The organism is Thalassospira sp. SM2505 (assembly GCF_054901115.1).
Genome location: NZ_CM142731.1, coordinates 2,396,894 through 2,413,021, shown reverse-complemented (window position 1 = coordinate 2,413,021; position 16,128 = coordinate 2,396,894). Strand labels below are relative to the sequence as shown.

General features: G+C 53.7%; 19 protein-coding genes and 2 tRNA genes. 13 read left to right on the top strand and 8 right to left on the bottom strand.

Going from position 1 to position 16,128, the window contains the following annotated elements; all coding sequences use genetic code 11:
• Window positions 1–35: 35 nt before the first annotated feature.
• From ACTU44_RS11220 to rpmF, 6 genes are all read left to right on the top strand, one after another.
• Window positions 36–746, top strand: coding sequence for an alanyl-tRNA editing protein (locus ACTU44_RS11220; protein WP_462095415.1), 711 nt, complete (start codon window positions 36–38; stop codon window positions 744–746).
• A 13-nt stretch (window positions 747–759) separates the two neighbouring features.
• Window positions 760–1,113 (top strand): hypothetical protein, encoded by a 354-nt coding sequence (locus ACTU44_RS11215; protein ID WP_462095414.1) that lies wholly within the window; start codon window positions 760–762, stop codon window positions 1,111–1,113.
• A 147-nt stretch (window positions 1,114–1,260) separates the two neighbouring features.
• Window positions 1,261–2,118, top strand: coding sequence for a sulfurtransferase (locus ACTU44_RS11210; protein ID WP_462095413.1), 858 nt, complete (start codon window positions 1,261–1,263; stop codon window positions 2,116–2,118).
• A 40-nt stretch (window positions 2,119–2,158) separates the two neighbouring features.
• Window positions 2,159–2,677, top strand: coding sequence for a GNAT family N-acetyltransferase (locus ACTU44_RS11205; RefSeq protein WP_462095412.1), 519 nt, complete (start codon window positions 2,159–2,161; stop codon window positions 2,675–2,677).
• On the top strand, window positions 2,674–3,360 hold the full coding sequence (locus ACTU44_RS11200; protein ID WP_114097612.1) for a GNAT family N-acetyltransferase: 687 nt from the start codon (window positions 2,674–2,676) through the stop codon (window positions 3,358–3,360). Before ACTU44_RS11205 ends, ACTU44_RS11200 begins: the two co-directional genes overlap by 4 nt.
• A gap of 41 nt (window positions 3,361–3,401) precedes the next feature.
• Entirely contained in the window at window positions 3,402–3,581 is a 180-nt protein-coding gene (rpmF, locus tag ACTU44_RS11195) for a 50S ribosomal protein L32 (protein ID WP_007090029.1), read from the top strand.
• A gap of 198 nt (window positions 3,582–3,779) precedes the next feature.
• Here the strand turns inward: rpmF and ACTU44_RS11190 are convergent, their stop codons facing one another.
• The gene (locus tag ACTU44_RS11190) at window positions 3,780–4,736 is read right to left on the bottom strand and encodes a threonine ammonia-lyase (RefSeq protein ID WP_462095411.1); all 957 of its coding nucleotides are present in this window, start codon (window positions 4,734–4,736) and stop codon (window positions 3,780–3,782) included.
• A gap of 206 nt (window positions 4,737–4,942) precedes the next feature.
• Here ACTU44_RS11190 and metC point away from each other — a divergent pair, with 206 nt between their 5' ends.
• Window positions 4,943–6,127, top strand: a complete 1,185-nt coding sequence (gene metC, locus ACTU44_RS11185; protein WP_462095410.1) for a cystathionine beta-lyase — start codon at window positions 4,943–4,945, stop codon at window positions 6,125–6,127.
• Window positions 6,128–6,193: 66 nt separating this feature from the next.
• On the opposite strand, the gene ACTU44_RS11180 is transcribed toward metC, so the two are convergent.
• On the bottom strand, window positions 6,194–7,294 hold the full coding sequence (locus ACTU44_RS11180) for an alkene reductase (RefSeq protein WP_114097774.1): 1,101 nt from the start codon (window positions 7,292–7,294) through the stop codon (window positions 6,194–6,196).
• Between the two features lie 240 nt (window positions 7,295–7,534).
• Between ACTU44_RS11180 and ACTU44_RS11175 the strand changes: the two genes are divergently transcribed.
• The gene (locus ACTU44_RS11175) at window positions 7,535–8,485 is read left to right on the top strand and encodes a LysR family transcriptional regulator (RefSeq protein WP_114097610.1); all 951 of its coding nucleotides are present in this window, start codon (window positions 7,535–7,537) and stop codon (window positions 8,483–8,485) included.
• Here the strand turns inward: ACTU44_RS11175 and ACTU44_RS11170 are convergent.
• From ACTU44_RS11170 to ACTU44_RS11160, 3 genes are read right to left on the bottom strand one after another with little or no spacing between them, the layout of a single operon-like run.
• On the bottom strand, window positions 8,448–9,245 hold the full coding sequence (locus tag ACTU44_RS11170) for an iron chelate uptake ABC transporter family permease subunit (RefSeq protein WP_462095409.1): 798 nt from the start codon (window positions 9,243–9,245) through the stop codon (window positions 8,448–8,450). The genes ACTU44_RS11175 and ACTU44_RS11170 overlap by 38 nt on opposite strands.
• Window positions 9,242–10,108, bottom strand: coding sequence for a zinc ABC transporter ATP-binding protein ZnuC (gene znuC / locus ACTU44_RS11165; RefSeq protein WP_114097609.1), 867 nt, complete (start codon window positions 10,106–10,108; stop codon window positions 9,242–9,244). Before znuC ends, ACTU44_RS11170 begins: the two co-directional genes overlap by 4 nt.
• Window positions 10,089–10,565, bottom strand: a complete 477-nt coding sequence (locus tag ACTU44_RS11160) for a Fur family transcriptional regulator (RefSeq protein WP_114097608.1) — start codon at window positions 10,563–10,565, stop codon at window positions 10,089–10,091. The genes znuC and ACTU44_RS11160 overlap by 20 nt, the downstream gene beginning before the upstream one ends.
• 142 nt (window positions 10,566–10,707) lie before the next feature.
• Here ACTU44_RS11160 and hisI point away from each other — a divergent pair, with 142 nt between their 5' ends.
• From hisI to ACTU44_RS11135, 5 genes are all read left to right on the top strand, one after another.
• Window positions 10,708–11,106 carry a phosphoribosyl-AMP cyclohydrolase gene (gene hisI, locus ACTU44_RS11155; RefSeq protein WP_114097607.1) on the top strand — a complete coding sequence of 133 codons (399 nt, stop codon included), beginning with the start codon at window positions 10,708–10,710 and terminating at the stop codon, window positions 11,104–11,106.
• A 12-nt stretch (window positions 11,107–11,118) separates the two neighbouring features.
• The gene (locus ACTU44_RS11150) at window positions 11,119–12,249 is read left to right on the top strand and encodes a CobW family GTP-binding protein (protein WP_462095408.1); all 1,131 of its coding nucleotides are present in this window, start codon (window positions 11,119–11,121) and stop codon (window positions 12,247–12,249) included.
• A gap of 334 nt (window positions 12,250–12,583) precedes the next feature.
• The gene (locus tag ACTU44_RS11145; protein ID WP_336080688.1) at window positions 12,584–13,414 is read left to right on the top strand and encodes an aldo/keto reductase; all 831 of its coding nucleotides are present in this window, start codon (window positions 12,584–12,586) and stop codon (window positions 13,412–13,414) included.
• Window positions 13,415–13,619: 205 nt separating this feature from the next.
• The gene (locus tag ACTU44_RS11140) at window positions 13,620–14,312 is read left to right on the top strand and encodes a YitT family protein (RefSeq protein ID WP_462095407.1); all 693 of its coding nucleotides are present in this window, start codon (window positions 13,620–13,622) and stop codon (window positions 14,310–14,312) included.
• 82 nt (window positions 14,313–14,394) lie between these two features.
• Window positions 14,395–15,318 carry a hypothetical protein gene (locus ACTU44_RS11135; protein WP_462095406.1) on the top strand — a complete coding sequence of 308 codons (924 nt, stop codon included), beginning with the start codon at window positions 14,395–14,397 and terminating at the stop codon, window positions 15,316–15,318.
• Window positions 15,319–15,323: 5 nt separating this feature from the next.
• On the opposite strand, the gene ACTU44_RS11130 is transcribed toward ACTU44_RS11135, so the two are convergent.
• The 3 genes from ACTU44_RS11130 to ACTU44_RS11120 form a co-directional block, all read right to left on the bottom strand.
• Window positions 15,324–15,400: transfer RNA gene (locus ACTU44_RS11130), tRNA-Arg, on the bottom strand.
• A 146-nt stretch (window positions 15,401–15,546) separates the two neighbouring features.
• On the bottom strand, window positions 15,547–15,840 hold the full coding sequence (locus ACTU44_RS11125) for an ETC complex I subunit (protein ID WP_114097603.1): 294 nt from the start codon (window positions 15,838–15,840) through the stop codon (window positions 15,547–15,549).
• 144 nt (window positions 15,841–15,984) lie between these two features.
• Window positions 15,985–16,061, bottom strand: a tRNA-Pro gene (locus ACTU44_RS11120).
• Window positions 16,062–16,128 lie beyond the last annotated feature (67 nt).

The following is a 16,128-nucleotide window of genomic DNA, read 5'->3' as shown; positions in this document are numbered from 1 at the left end:
AATCTGAAGCCACCATCAGGGAAGGATAAACAATCATGACACGCCTTTTGTTTCGCGAAGACGCCTATGCCCAAAGCTGCGATGCGACCGTGAAAAGCGTTTCAGAACGCGGTATCGAGCTTGATCAGACTGTCTTCTACGCCACCGCTGGCGGTCAGACCGGGGATATTGGCATCCTCAAAACCGCGTCCGGCACTGTTCTTCCTGTTGCCACCACCGTCAAGGATCGCGAAACCGGCCGAATTCTTCATATTATCGCCGATGACCACCCTCTTCCGGCGGTTGGCGATGCAATCACAGCCGAACTTGACTGGGACAACCGGCACAAACTGATGCGCTTTCACACCTGCCTGCATCTTCTTTGCGCGGTCATCAAGGGCGACGTGACCGGCGGCAACATTGCCGCACACAAGGCGCGCCTTGATTTCAACCTGCCTGATATCGCTTTGGACAAGGACGAGATCACCGAAAAACTCAATGAGCTGATTGCACGTGACGCCGATGTTTATGATGGTGAAATCAGCATCGCCGAACTTAAAGCCAATCCGGAACTTGTGCGCACCATGTCAGTACAGCCCCCCATGGATGGCAATTCGATCCGGACCGTGACGATCGAGGGGATCGATTTCCAACCCTGCGGCGGTACCCATGTACGCAAAACAGGTGAAATCGGCCCGGTGAGCGTCGCCAAGATCGAAAAGAAAGGCCGCCAGAACCGCCGGATCAACATTGTATTTGCCGAGTAACGGAGAGGTATATATGCAAAAGCCAACCTGCCGAATCACCCGCCTTGTCGGTACAGCCCCGGACGAAGGCCTAAAAATCGAATTCGAGATCATTGATCCCAGCATCGGACTTCATGAACCTCCCCTTATAGACGAGCAAACATTTAGCGACCTCTTGGCGGTCATCGAACCCGATGCCTTGGCTGCCCTCAACAACCACATGCCCCCTCTTAATCACAACGAATACAAACGCCTTTTCCAGCAACACAAAGCGCAATTCGCAGAAATCATTCTTGAAAAAACCCTAAATAAAATTAGTAGTAAACACGCCTTCCAAAGCTGGAAAGGAGTTAGGATTAAGGTCGAAGACATTCGCCCACTGCTGTAAGCTCATCACTAGGTTGCTGACCACCCCCTTAACCGTTACAAATTTGAACAACAAGAAGTCATATAAGACCATCAGGACCACACAATATAATGATCCCGGGATCAACCGGGGTCGTGCAATACCCACATTGCTAATCGGAGCTTGTCCATGACTGACCCACTTTCCGATGCCCTGGTCACAACCCAGTGGCTGGCGGATCACCTCGACGCACCGGATGTCCGCGTCGTGGATGCAAGCTGGTACATGCCAGCTGACAATAAAAATGCCCGCGAGATTTACGATGCGCAGCACATTCCCGGCGCGGTGTTTTTTGACATTGATGAAATTGCCGCTGACGACAGCGCCCCGCTGCCGCACATGATGCCCGACGCGATCAAGTTTTCGGCCAAGGTACGCAAACTTGGCCTTGGGGATGGCGTACGCATTGTTGTTTATGGTCAGACGGGATCGGCTCTTGCCGCCTGCCGCGCATGGTGGATGCTGCGTCACTTCGGTCATAATGACGTGGTTGTGCTTGATGGCGGCTTGCCCAAATGGCTTGCCGAAAACCGACCGGTTACCGACACACCGACCCCGCCACGCGAACGCCATTTCACTGCGCGCGCCAACAGCTTCCTGCTGCGCGAGATTGATCAGGTGATGTCAAACGTCAAGACCAAGCGCGAACAACTTGTCGATGCCCGTGCTGGCGAACGTTTCCGTGGCGAAGTTGCCGATCCATGGGGTAAATCGGGCCACGTTCCGGGTTCCTACAACCTGCCTTTCAATGTGCTGTTGAATGCCGATGGCACCTTCAAGGGGGCAGAGGAAATCAAGGGCGCGTTTGAACAGGCTGGCGTCAATCTGGACAAGCCGGTTGTTGCAACCTGCGGGTCGGGTGTTACGGCCTGCGTGCTCGCCATGGGCGCCTATATCGCCGGCCACAAACAGGTTGCCGTCTTTGACGGGTCCTGGGCGCAGTGGGCCACAACCGAAGACAGCCCGGTTGATACTGGTCCTGCCTGATCAGGACCACCCGGCATCTCGAAAAGTTCAAGAGTTTCATATGCCTGCACCGTCGCAATCTGGCCTGAATATTCATGAAACAGCCCGCGACGGAGCAGGCATTATTCTTGAACAGCTTAAATCCCCGACCAGTGACGATATTGCGGCCATCACCACCCTTTGGATTGCAACCGGATTGATCCCGGCAATTCGCGATACCAGGCAGGATATCGAAAACTGTGTTAATTCCGCCCATGGCAGCCTGATTATTGCCCGCCATCCCCAAAACCATCAGATCATCGCCACCATGATGACCGGCCATGACAATTTTTATGGCTGGATTCATTATCTGGCGATTGCCCCGGACATACAGAATTCGGGACTGGGTCGTGAACTGGTCACGCTGGCCGAAGATATCCTGCGCGCCATCGGCCTATCCGAAATCCGGGTCACGATTGAAAATGCCACAGCGGGTGATTTTTACGCCAAACTCGGCTATGACGTGATTGACGACGCCCCCACACAGCCAACACCTGTCTGCCGTCAAAATACAATCATGCGCAAGAGTTTAGACCAATGAGCCCATCCAATCCGCGCAAGCTGGAAGTTGTTGTCAGCTTTCTGGAAATGCAAAGCCCGCCCGACCGTGCACCGGCAATCATTCCGCCAGGTAAGGTCGCGATCATCCGTGCCGAAGACCCCACCCTGTCTTTTTATCGCTACTTATATAATACCGTCGGCGAACCGTGGCTTTGGTGGCAACGCCGCCTGATGAGCGACGAAGAACTTGCTCCGCTGATTTCCAACCCCGAAACACATGTCTATGTGCTTTATGTCGCGGGTGTTCCTGCGGGCTATTGCGAACTTGATCTGACCGGACTTGAAAAAGACCGCACCATTGACCTGCATTATATGGGGCTGATCCCGGAATTCATTGGCAAGGGATACGGCAAATATCTGCTGAACTGGGCGATTGATACCGCCTGGAGCCTAAAGCCCGCGCGGGTTACGGTAAATACCTGCACTTTGGACCATCCAAGTGCATTGGGGGCTTACCAAAAGGCAGGCTTTGTTGTATACGACCAGCGAACGGACATTATCGACGATCCGCGCGATGTTGGGCTGATCCCGCATATTGATCATCATGTTGATCGTGGTGGACAATCTGGTGGTGACGCGCCTGATGCCGAAAGTAGGCCGGAAAATGCAAATAATGCAGATTCTGGCACTTTGGTCGTTGACTTTCCCGACCGCGCAAGGTAACAAGCGCGCCTGAGTTTACCCAAGCCAGAGGATGATGACCCATGGCAGTGCCAAAGAAAAAAGTGACCAAGTCCCGTCAGGGCATGCGTCGCTCGCATGACAAGCTCGCCAAGGGCTCGTACCGCGAAGACAAAGAGACCGGCGAATTGCATCGCCCGCACCACATTGACCCGAACACCGGTATGTACCGTGGTCGTCAGGTGGTCGAGCCGAAGATGTAATTCCGTCCCGGAGAGCTTTGGCTCTTTGGCGGTTTGCGACGCTACAAAATTCCACGCTATCTGATTTCAGATGGCGTCTGGTTTAAAAAGGGATGGAGCCCAAAGGTTCCATCCCTTTTTATTTGCCCAAAGCCCGAACAAAACGGGCTACAAACAGAAACGGACAAGGAAACTCCCTGCCCGTCTGTCTTTTGGGCTTTACTTGATCCCGTCGGTCCCGGTGCCGCAAATGATCACACCAACCCGGCCCGGATCATTCACCCCCAGACGATCTGTCATGATTGCTGCAATCCCGGCTGCAGCAGAAAGTTCGACAGCAATGCCAAGATCCTTCCAAAGCCAGTTTGCGGCTTTTTGCATTTCCTCGTCACTGACCAATGCGATGCGATCAACATTCTTGCCGATCAGATCGACATTAAGGGCCGATGACTGACGCGGGGCCAGACTGGTCGCGGCCGTATTCACACTTGGCAGGGTCACGACTTCATTTGCCTTGAGGCTTTCAAACAGGGTCGCAGCCCCGGTCGGTTCAACCCCGATCACCCGAATGGACGGGCGCAACAACCGGGCCGCAGTCGCGACACCGGAAATCAGACCGCCACCACCAATCGCCACCACAAGCGTATCAAGATCGGGCTGCTGTTCCAGAAGCTCCAGCGCAATGGTACCCTGGCCTGCAATTACCCTGGGATCGGCAAACGGATGGATATAGGCCATGCCGCTTTCGCGTGCATGGTCCATGGCCGCACGGTTGGCGTCGTCCCACACAGCCCCGATCAGGGCTACATCAACACCTTGCGCGCGCAGCTTTTCGATTTTGGGCTTGGGCGTATTGGTCGGCAAAAAGATTTTGACCGGCACACCAAGGGTGCGCGCGGCATGGATAACCCCCATGCCATGATTGCCACCCGATGCGGTGCACAGCCCCATGGATCGCTTTGCGTCATCAAGGGCAAGGGCCGCATTCATCGCCCCGCGTGCCTTGAACGATCCGGTGACCTGCATGTTTTCAAGTTTCAGGAAAAGTTCCGGCATGCGCTTTGTACTGCCAAAGGCCATGTTATCGGCAAAGTTGCTTGCGGCATAAACTGGCGTCAGACGCATATGGTCGGAAATGGCACGACGCGCAGCGCGGAAATCCTGAAGTTCGATCACGGGGCCTCCTTGGGAACTGGATGTTCTTTTTATCGGATTTGTGGTGGCGACCAATTGGTCAGACATCCAGAAATAACCCGGATCACTGATTTCACAATGACTTTTGCGCAAAAATCCTTGATGGCAGCCGCCCAAGATGGTTTGACTTAGTCACAACAAAAATGACGCCACGCCCCGAATTCGCCCATCAAGGAGAAGCACCACCAATGTCTGCCAACAGCCCCAAAAAGACGGCAACCCAACTGGTTCATGCCGGTCGCCGGTCGAGCCAGTATCATGGCGTGGTCAATCCACCGGTTTTGCACGCATCGACCATCCTGTTTGACAGTCTTGTCGAACTTGAAAAGGCTGGTGCATCTGCACCGGGCAAGGTCACCTATGGGCGTCATGGCACCCCGACCCGCTTCCTGCTGGAAGAAGCCGTGGCTGAACTTGAAGGCGGCTATGGCACGCTTTGCGTATCATCGGGCGTTGCGGCAATCACCAACACGATCCTGGCTTTTGTAAAGCCGGGCGACCATATTCTGGTCACCGACAGCACTTATTATCCGACTCGCAATCTGTGCAACAGCTTCCTTAGGAAGTTTGGTGTTGAAACCGAATATTACGATCCGGCCATCGGTGGTGATATTGCCGGTCTTATCCGCGACAATACCGTTCTTGTCTGGTGTGAAAGCCCCGGCTCCCTGACGTTTGAGATGCAGGATATCCCCGCAATTGCCGCAGCAGCTCATGCACGTGACGTCAAGGTGCTGCTTGATAACACCTGGGCATCCCCGATCCTGTGCCGTCCGTTTGAACTTGGTGTTGATGTCTCGGTTCAGGCTGGGACCAAATATATCGTCGGTCATTCCGACGTCATGATGGGCACGATCACGACCGCGACCGAAGAAGACCTTCTGACTATCAAGAAACAGATCATCATTTCGGGCGATGCGATTGGTCCGGATGATTGCTATCTCGCACAACGTGGTCTTCGCACTCTTGGTGTGCGCCTGAAACAGCATCATGAAAGCGGCCTTAAGGTCGCCAACTGGCTGCAAACGCGCAGCGAAGTCAAACGTGTGCTGCACCCGGCACTGCCCGATGATCCGGGCCATGCGATCTGGAAACGTGATTTCACCGGTGCCTGCGGCCTGTTTTCCTTTGTGATGGAGCCGGTCGAAAAGGCTCAGCTCGCCAATATGGTCGACAACATGGAACTGTTTGGCATGGGCTTTAGCTGGGGCGGGTTCGAAAGCCTGATCCTGCCATCAGATCCGAAAGGCATCCGCACGGCGACGAAATGGGACGAGGAAGGCCAACTTATCCGTCTTCATATCGGTCTTGAAGACCCGGATGATTTGATTGCCGATCTTGACGCCGGTTTCCAAAGACTGAAGTCGGCCTGAATCGCGGCATCAAAGATCGTTGAAAAGCAAACGGGCGGCACATGATGCCGCCCGTTCCTCATTGTGTCAGGCTGCTTCGGCTGACACATAATCCGTATATCCCCTGGCATCACCGCCAAACAATGTCGCACCATCAAGCTCGTCAAGGGGCAGATCGCCCTTGAACCGGGCCACCAGATCAGGATTGGCGATAAATGGACGTCCATAAGCCACCAGATCGGCATATCCCGTAGCAAGGATCGCCTCGCCGCGTTCCTTGGTATACTTGCCTGCGACAATGATGGATCCGGAATAGGCCGCACGCAAATCCTTACGGAACTGTTCGGGGATTTGCGGCGCATCGTCCCAATCGGCCTCGGACAGATGGATATAGGCAAGACCGATCCGGTCAATTTCCTTGGCGGCCAGCAATATCGTATCAATGATCGTCGGATCATTCATATTGCGCTGGGTAATGAATGGAGCCAGACGGATACCAACACGATCCGCACCGATCTCTCCAACCACGGCCTCGCACACCTCGGTCAGGAAGCGAATGCGATTTTCCGCCGTTCCCCCATATGCATCATCGCGCTGGTTTGACGTGGTTCGCAGGAACTGGTCAATCAGATAGCCGTTTGCCCCATGGATTTCGACACCATCAAAGCCCGCCTTGACGGCATTGGCCGCGCCGATACGAAACTGTTCGATGACATCATTGATATCATCAATGGTCATTGCGCGTGGCGGTGTGCAATCGACCATACCGCCCTGCCCGGTTTCGGGATCGACCACCCAGACCTGGGCGTCGGGCGACAATGCGGATGGCGCAATCGGCATACCATCATCATGGAAGCTGGCATGGCTCATACGTCCGACATGCCAAAGTTGAAGGAAAATGCGACCACCCGCGTCATGAACCGCCCTGGTAACCTTTTGCCAGCCTGCCACCTGTTCATCCGTGTAGATGCCCGGCGTAAAGGAATAGCCGCGCCCCTGTTTGGAGACCTGGGTGGCCTCGGTCACGATCAGGCCAGTACTGGCACGTTGCGCATAATAGGTCGCCATCAGATCATTGGGGATGTCACCGGGTTGATCGGTGCGGCAACGGGTCATCGGAGCCATCACCATCCGGTTTGGCAATTCAAGTCCACGCAAATCATATCGGGCAAACAGATTGTTCGTCATTTCATTGATCCTGTCACTGGTATGTGGACGCCCTGAAAGCGTGTCGACCAAAAAGTATCGACTATGCGGATGGGGGACCGGCGAACGGTAAATCATGCGAAATATGCCGTTCTTTCAGCCTGATAAGTCTTTGATTCTCACATTTTCAGGGCGCTCGTCGTCATTGCCCTGACTTTATCGATTGCGGATTTTCAAAATAATTGCCAAAATTATGCAGTATATTTTTGGAAATTCCGAACAATGGATTTATTGACCAACCTTTCGCTTTTCATCCGGATTGTTGAAAAAGGCGGCCTTGCAGCGGCCGGGCGTGATTTCGGATTTTCCCCGGCAACGGTTTCGGAACGGGTCGCTGCCCTTGAAGACCATTACGGCACCCGTCTTTTGACCCGCACCACGCGTGCGATCAGTCTGACGGAAGAAGGACGAACCCTTCTTGACGGTGCAAGACAACTGGTTGGCGAGGCCAATGACCTGCAATCACAGATCCGCCATGGTGCGGATCGCCTGTCGGGCCCGATCCGGATCAGCGTGACCTTTGATCTTGGCCGTCACCGGATTGCGTCGATCCTAAATGACTTCATCGAAAAACATCCCGATATCGAAATCGATCTGTTCTTGTCCGACGGCTATATTGATCTGGTCGGGCAAGGCATCGATCTGGCCGTGCGTTATGGCAAGCTTGCCGACAGCAGCCTGAAACGTCGCAAGCTTGGAGATGTTCATCGATTTGCCTCTGCATCCCCCGATTATCTTGCCCGTTACGGCACGCCACAAACGCCTGCGGACCTAGAACAGCATAACTGCCTTGTCATGCGTTTTGGCAACGAACCCGAACAGGAATGGCCCTTTACGATTGATGGTCGTGAAAGAATGGTTCAGATCAAGGGCAACCGGACAGCCAATGAAGGATCATTGATCCGCCAGTGGGCTGTCGAAGGATTTGGTATCTGCATGAAATCGCACTGGGACATCGAAGACGACGTAAAAAACGGGCGCCTTGTCCCGATCCTGGCTGATTTTGCACCGCCGCCTACGGATTTACAACTTGTCTATCCGTCCGGGCACAGTGTCCCAAAACGCGTGCGATGCCTGATTGATGCGATATCGGCTTATTTTTCCCGTGACGACGTAACGCAATATCCTTCGGGCTTTAGCGCCGACGCAATCCCATCATCACGATTGAACTGATCACAAACAATCCCGCTGCCGAGATCACGATGCTTGGCCCGGCTGGCGTATCAACATGCCATGACAGCGCGATCCCCGCCAGAACCGATGCCGCCCCGAACAATGCCGCCCCGATGGCCATCTGTTCCGGCGTTCTGGCAAAGAACCGGGCGCTGGCGGCCGGTACAATCAGAAGTGCGGTGATCAAAAGAACCCCGACAATCTTGATCGCAAGACCGATCACAAGCGCCATCAGCAACATGAAAATCAAACGCAGACGTTCGACCGGGATACTTTCGGCAGCGGCAATTTCCGGACTGACCGTCAGGGCAAGCAGAGGTCGCCACATCCAGATCAGGCCACCAATTGCAACGACACCCCCACCCAGCATCAGCCAGATATCGCCCATGGTGATGGCAAGAATATCACCAAACAGATAGGCCATGATATCAACCGCGACACCCTGTACGAAGGCAAGAGCAACCATGCCAAGTGCCAGGGTCGAATGGGCCAGCATGCCCAGAACCGTGTCACTGCCGATCTTTGATTGCCGCTGCCCAAAGGCCAGGATCAAGGCACTGGCAAGACAGGTCGCAATCATGCCAAGCCGCACATCCAACCCGATCAGAAGACCAAGAGCAACGCCAAGCAAGGCGGAATGGGCCAGCATATCGCCAAAAAACGCCATCCGCCGCCAGACGATAAAAGCCCCGAACGGACCACAGATACAGGCCAGCAACACGCCACCAACAATGGCGCGCACAAGAAAATCATCGATCATTTTGCTGTGTCTGCCTCTTGTCGGATGGGTGCATCTGCATGGTTATGAGGGGCATGAGAATGCCCGTGCCCATGGTTATGACCGTGATTATGGTTGTGATGATCATGGGAATGGTCATGACCACATCCGCCAACCACATGGCCCGAAAGATCATGTTCATGATCATGTTCGTGGGTATAGATGCCAATCGCATCTGCCTCGCGCACGCCAAACAGCGAACGGTATTCCGGATGCTGACGCACGGTTTCGGGGATACCCGAACAACAGACATGGCGATTGAAACATACCACCTGATCGGTCTTGGCCATCACCAGATGCAAATCATGCGAGATCATCAGAACCGCGCAATCAAGCTCATGGCGGATTTCATCAATCAACCGGTAAAGTTCGGCCTGCCCGCTGACATCCACACCCTGTGTCGGTTCATCAAGCACAAGCAATTCCGGGCGCAGCAACAATGTCCGCGCAAGCATCACGCGCTGTGCCTCGCCACCCGAAAGGCTGCTCATCTGGGCATCAATAACGTGCGACGCCCCGACCTGTGTCAGGACCTTTTCGCAATGGTTGCGTGTTGCTGATCGCGTCAGGGTCAGAAACCGCTTCACGGTCAGCGGCAACACCTGATCAATCGCAAGCTTTTGCGGAACATAGCCAACTCGAAGACCCGGCTTGCGGATTACTTCGCCGCTATCGGGCTTTTGCAAACCCAACAGGGTTTTGACCAGCGTTGACTTACCCGCACCGTTCGGCCCGATCAGGGTAATGATTTCACCAGCCCGGATCGAAAGCGATACCTGATCCAGAACCCGTTCACTGCCAAATGACAGGGTAAGTCCCCGCCCCTCAATGAGTGGCGCAGTCATGGCACAGCCCCTTGATCTCGACCGTGGTCGCCTGAATGGTAAAGCCGACGCCGATTGCCGCCTTGCGCACGGCGTTGCTCATTTCCTCGTTCACGGCTTCGGCAACCCGGCCGCAATCGGTACAGATAAAATATTGTCCCAGATGTTCGCAGTCAGGCCGGTCACAGCCGAAATAGGCATTCAGCGATTCAATACGATGCACCAGACCAAGCTCGGTCAGAAATTCCAGTGCGCGATAAACCGTTGGCGGTTGCACGCGCTGCCCTTCGGCGGTCAGCGCGTCAAGCAGTTCATAGGCCGTCACCGCCTTGTGCGATTGCCAGATCAGGGTAAAGACCTTGCGGCGCATATCGGTGAAGCGCGCATTTTCCGCGTCACAGACTTTCTCTGCCTGCGCAAGTGCGCTATGCACACATCTATCGTGATCGTGGCCCTTTTTCGGGAAAAGATCGCTCATATCTGGATAACTCGTCTCGATGGCTTTTCGGCTATGATCCCAATCATTCCCAAAAAGCCATGGCATCTGATGAAATGTTATAATATATCATTTTCTGACGTGCCGAACGTAAAAAGTCAACCATCATCGACCGGAGCACCCCATGACGGCTGCCAATCAACAGATTGCCGACAAGCTTAAATTCAACGAAAACGGCCTGATCCCGGCAATCGCCCAGCAGCATGACAGTGGCGAGGTTCTGATGATGGCCTGGATGAACCGTGACGCGGTGCTTGAAACGCTTGAAACCGGTCGGGTCTGCTATTTCTCGCGCTCGCGCGGGAAACTCTGGCGCAAGGGTGAAAGCTCCGGCCAGGTACAGAAACTTGTCGATTTCCGCTATGACTGCGATCAGGACACCATTCTGGTGCAGGTTGATCAGCTTGGCGTTGCCTGCCACACCGGACGGCGCAACTGTTTCTATTTCGCCGCCCGCGATGGACAGGAAGTCGTGATTTCCGAACCGGAAGTCTCCGTCGATGAACTCTACGGCAAGAAGTAAGATACAAACGACATGGCCATTTCCGACGAACAGTTTGAACGCATCGCAACCACGGTCATTACCGGCTTTCTGGGCAGCGGCAAGACCACGCTTCTTAACGGCCTTCTGACTCAGGACGGCATGGAAAGCACGGCTGTCCTGATCAATGAATTTGGCGAAATCGGGCTGGATCATCTTTTGGTGCGCGAAGTGTCCGAAGATGTGGTGTTGCTGAATTCAGGCTGCATTTGCTGTTCGGTGCGCGGTGATCTGATTTCGGGTCTGCGCGATCTGTTTGTCAAACGCACGCGCGGCGAAATCCCCGCTTTTGACCGGGTGATCATTGAAACCACCGGCCTTGCCGACCCGGCACCGATCCTTCATACCCTGATGACCGACCCGTTGCTCACCACCAAGTTTCGCCTTGATAGCGTGGTCACCACGGTTGATGCCATCCATGGATCAGGGCAGCTTGACCAGCATCCTGAAAGTGTCAAACAGGCTGCTGTTGCTGACCGCATCCTGATGACCAAGTCCGATCTGGCCGATGAGGCTACCCGAGACGCTCTTTCTGACCGCCTGCGCGCCCTTAATCCCGCCGCCCCGATCTATCCGGTGGTGAATGGCGATATCGCGGTATCAAAGCTGTTCAATGCCGGGCTGTATGATCCGGCGACCAAAAGCATGGATGTCCGGAAATGGCTGCGTGACGAGGCCTATGACCATCATGGCGATGATCCGCATGAGCATGCACACAGTCATGATCATGACCACGATCATCACAATGAACACCACCATCACGACCACGCCCATGACGTAAACCGCCATGACGATCATATCCGGTCATTCTGCATCACCTTTGACGAACCGCTGCATTGGGATGCCTTTGTCACCTGGGCCGAGATTTTTACCCAGATGCGCGGTGAAAGCCTTTTGCGCGTCAAAGGCATTCTCAACCTTGTTGGCGAAGACGCCCCGGTCGCCATTCACGCGGTTCAGCACATTTTCCATCCGCCGGCATCGCTTCCGGCATGGCCAAGTGACGATCATCGCTCAAAGATCGTCTTCATCACCAAGGATCTTGGCCCGCAGGTCATCCGGGATTCCCTCTATCACCTTAATGCTGCGGTCAGTGAAACCGGAGAAGATGGAAAACCGGCCTAATTTTCGACGGCTTGAGGCAAATCAAGGATATCCTCTGCGATCTGGTGCAAGTTTGTTCTTGGCTTGATACAGCCTCACTCTAAGTCCTGAACTTCGGGCGACCCGACATACCCGGTCGCCCTTTTTCTTTGGCAAAAGCTCTTTTGACACAAAGACATTGCCCGGGCGTCCTTCCCCATTGAACAGCACATCTCATCCAACCGTACAGGTTGCGAATTTGTGGCACTGCACTAAATCTGGCGCATATCAGCCACATTGACACCTGATCGTCATTTGCACATGACAGTGACAGCAGCCAAAATCACAATAAGCAGCACAAAGGGGGTAACACAGCATGATCTACCGGAACTGGCAGGGTATTGAAATTCCGGCCCTCGGATTTGGGACCTACGAGCTTAATAATGATGATGCGGCCAAAATGGTAACCGAGGCCGCCAAGATCGGCTATCGCCACTTCGATACAGCCCAGATGTATCACAACGAAGAAGGCGTTGGTCACGGCCTTAAGGCTTCGGGGCTGGCGCGTGACGACTATTTCCTGACCACCAAGGTCTGGTACGACAAGTTCCAGAGCGGTGATTTGCAAACCTCGGTCGTCGAAAGCCTGCGCAAGCTTGATCTTGACCATGTTGACCTTCTGCTTTTGCACTGGCCGACCGATGAAGTGCCGCTTGCCGAAACACTGGCCGCTCTGAACGAGGTCAAGAACCTTGGCATGACTCGCCTGATCGGGATTTCAAACTTCCCGACTGCCCTTATTGAAAAGGCCGTCGCGCAAAGCGCCATACCGCTCACCGTCAATCAGGTCGAATATCACCCCTATCTTGACCAGTCGAAGGTGCTTGAAAGCCTGCGTGGCCATGACATGCTTCTGACCGCCTATTGCCCGATTGCGCGCGGCACTGTTCTGCATGATCCGGTCCTTAAGGAAATCGGCGCCAAATACGGCAAGTCCGGCATTCAGGTCACGCTGCGCTGGTTGATGCAGCAAGACAGCGTGATGGCGATCCCGAAATCGGGTTCGCCGAAAAATGCGGCGGCCAATTTCAACATCTTTGATTTTGAATTGTCAGATGCCGATATGGCAGCAATCAATGAACTATCCAAACCCGATGGCCGCCTGATTGACCCGTCCTTTGCCCCGAAATGGGACGAAGCCGCCTGATTTCTGCCCCGTCGCGACCACCGGAACTTATATTTTCACGCATGATTTTACCAAGACCGGCCTTTATCAGGCCGGTCTTTTGCGTGCAGGAACCCGGCCCTGTCAAAAACGGGCGAATTAGGCCTGCCCTTTTCCACCAACTTGTTTCGCATGTGCGAAAAGCGTAATCTGGTCCTATTCATCAGACAAAAGACTGTTGCCCGAAATGGCCGAAACCAACGCATCCACAACTGTATCCACCAACGCCTCCGCACCTGACAGCGGCACGACTGATGCCGCACAGGCACCGTCAAAAAAAGACGATATTTCCCATCGCCTTTACGAAGACGTGCTGGCTTTGCTGCTGGGGACAATGGTGGTGTCGCTTGGGGTGACGCTTTATAGTGAAAGCGTTCTGGTCACCGGCAGCACGGCCGGTGCGGCACTTTTGATTGAACATGCCACTGGGCTTTCATTTGGTCTGATCTTCTTTGTGATCAACCTGCCCTTCTACTGGCTGGCCTTCAAGCGCATGGGCGTGGCATTTACAGTCAAAACCTTTATCGCGGTTGGTCTGGTATCAGGCTTTTCAAAGCTCACCCCGATGATGGTTGATTTTCAGATGCTCAACCCGGTCTATGCCGCGATTGCTGGCGGCGCGCTGATGGGCATCGGCTTGCTCATGCTGTTTCGCCACCGTGCAGGCCTTGGCGGCATCAATATCCTGGCGCTTTATCTTCAGGAACATTTCGGCATCCGTGCCGGTTACTTCCAGCTTGCCGTCGATATGGTGATCCTCGTCATCGCCTTCCTGACCCTGCCCTTTGACAAGGTCTTGTTGTCGATCCTCGGTGCGGTCGTACTCAACCTGATCATCGCGCTGAATCACCGTCCTGGGCGGTATTTGGCGGCGCGGTAACCCGAATTTCGGCTCGACAGCGATTTATACTTATGGTTTATTTTATATTAGAATAAGGCACGTATAACTAGAGGATACAGTCATGATCATCTCAAAGTCTAGAGTTTTGTCAGCGGATTCTATTTTAAAGAATATCGGAGACAATAGAGACTTTCGGCTTTTGCATGACATAACCAATGATGCAGACGAATTACTCACGAAAATAGGATTTCCAGTTAATCCACCTTCAGGTTCAAGCATTCTTCCAACTCCAAGAGGAGCCTCGACCCGCCTAAATGCATATGGAAAGTTTGTTCCAAGGAAAGATCTTCCGAAAGAACTTCGATACATAACGACGCTAGAGTGGACGAGAGAACAGTGGGCAGGACCTGGCCGAACAGAAACAGTAACGACAGAGGTCGATGTCACTCGGAACTGCTATCAGCGAGAACTTTTACCGCCTACCAGCTTAGAACTGAGTTATATCTTCCACGACAATCGTCACCTAATCTGTAGTGACATATTGAACGCAGAGCATAGTGATCCCAATCAAATCAAAACGTATGCGAACATATTCTTTGAGCTATTTCGAATGTGTGAGATTGCCGAAGCTGATCTGCAAGCACTGGTCCCTCGTGTCGTCGAGAAAAAAAATTGGTCATTCTTACCTCCCGGGGAGCGCCCATGGGAGCAGGTTCAACAACACTTAGATCTTCGATATCCGAACTGGACTATTCGCAAGCGGAACCCCATTCGGCGGAGACAAGCTCATATTGCAAACAAGGACCCAAATCGTATTGTTGTAGGTAATGGCGGCTTTCGAGACTATGTCGCGTATGTATTTGACTACAAAGGATTATGCGTACTGGAGAGCTGTAACTTTGATAATGCTACATACGTGTTTAATAGCAATTGGGAACGGTTATCCCAACTAACTAAAGCTGAAATTTTACAAAACAATCTGCACGTACAACGGATCATCCATGACGCGGGTTGGTACGATAGTATTGATGCAACTCTTGCTTAAAAAAATGGCGATCCCTGCAGGACTCGAACCTGCAACCTACAGATTAGAAGTCTGTTGCTCTATCCAGTTGAGCTAAGGGACCGCTGGGTGGGGTGGTTTGCTGACCCCGAGGCATGGCATTGGTCGCCTGCCCGATATGTGTTCAGGATTTAACGTCCCCTGTCAGACGAAACGGGGCAGATGCCCGCCCCGATGGTATGGTCAAAAGCGGCTGACAGCCAGCCTGTGTCAGACAACGCGCTTGAAAGCGAAGTTATCGGCATAGGACTTGATCTGGACCTTGCGCGGCTTGGGCTGCTCGATATCTGCGATCAGCTTGTGCTTCACAGCAAAGGCCTGGGCTTCCTCAAGGGTTTCGAAATACATGCGAACCTGGCCACGGGTATCGGTCGAACCGATCCAGCCCATCAGCTGATCAGCAACCTTTTTCGCACCCGGTTCAAATTCCATGACCCAGTGCTTGGTCGCAGCCTGACCGGACTGCATGGCGTTTTTGGCAGGTTTGTAAACACGGACCTTCATCGGGACCCTCGTCTTGACCGTCGGGATAAGATGGTTATGGCAGTTTGACGGGTCTCTCTAACCCCTGCCAATACTTCATCTTTTACACCTTTTATCGCGAATTGGAAATCCTGATGGATCACCGTCGAACAACAAAAGGGGAAATGGTCGGGAAGGCGAGATTCGAACTCGCGACCCCCTGCTCCCAAAGCAGGTACGCTACCAGACTGCGCTACTCCCCGACGCGGATGTGGATTTAGCACCATCCTGCCGGGTGGGCAAGACCGCATTGTGCTTTTTTGCCGAAAA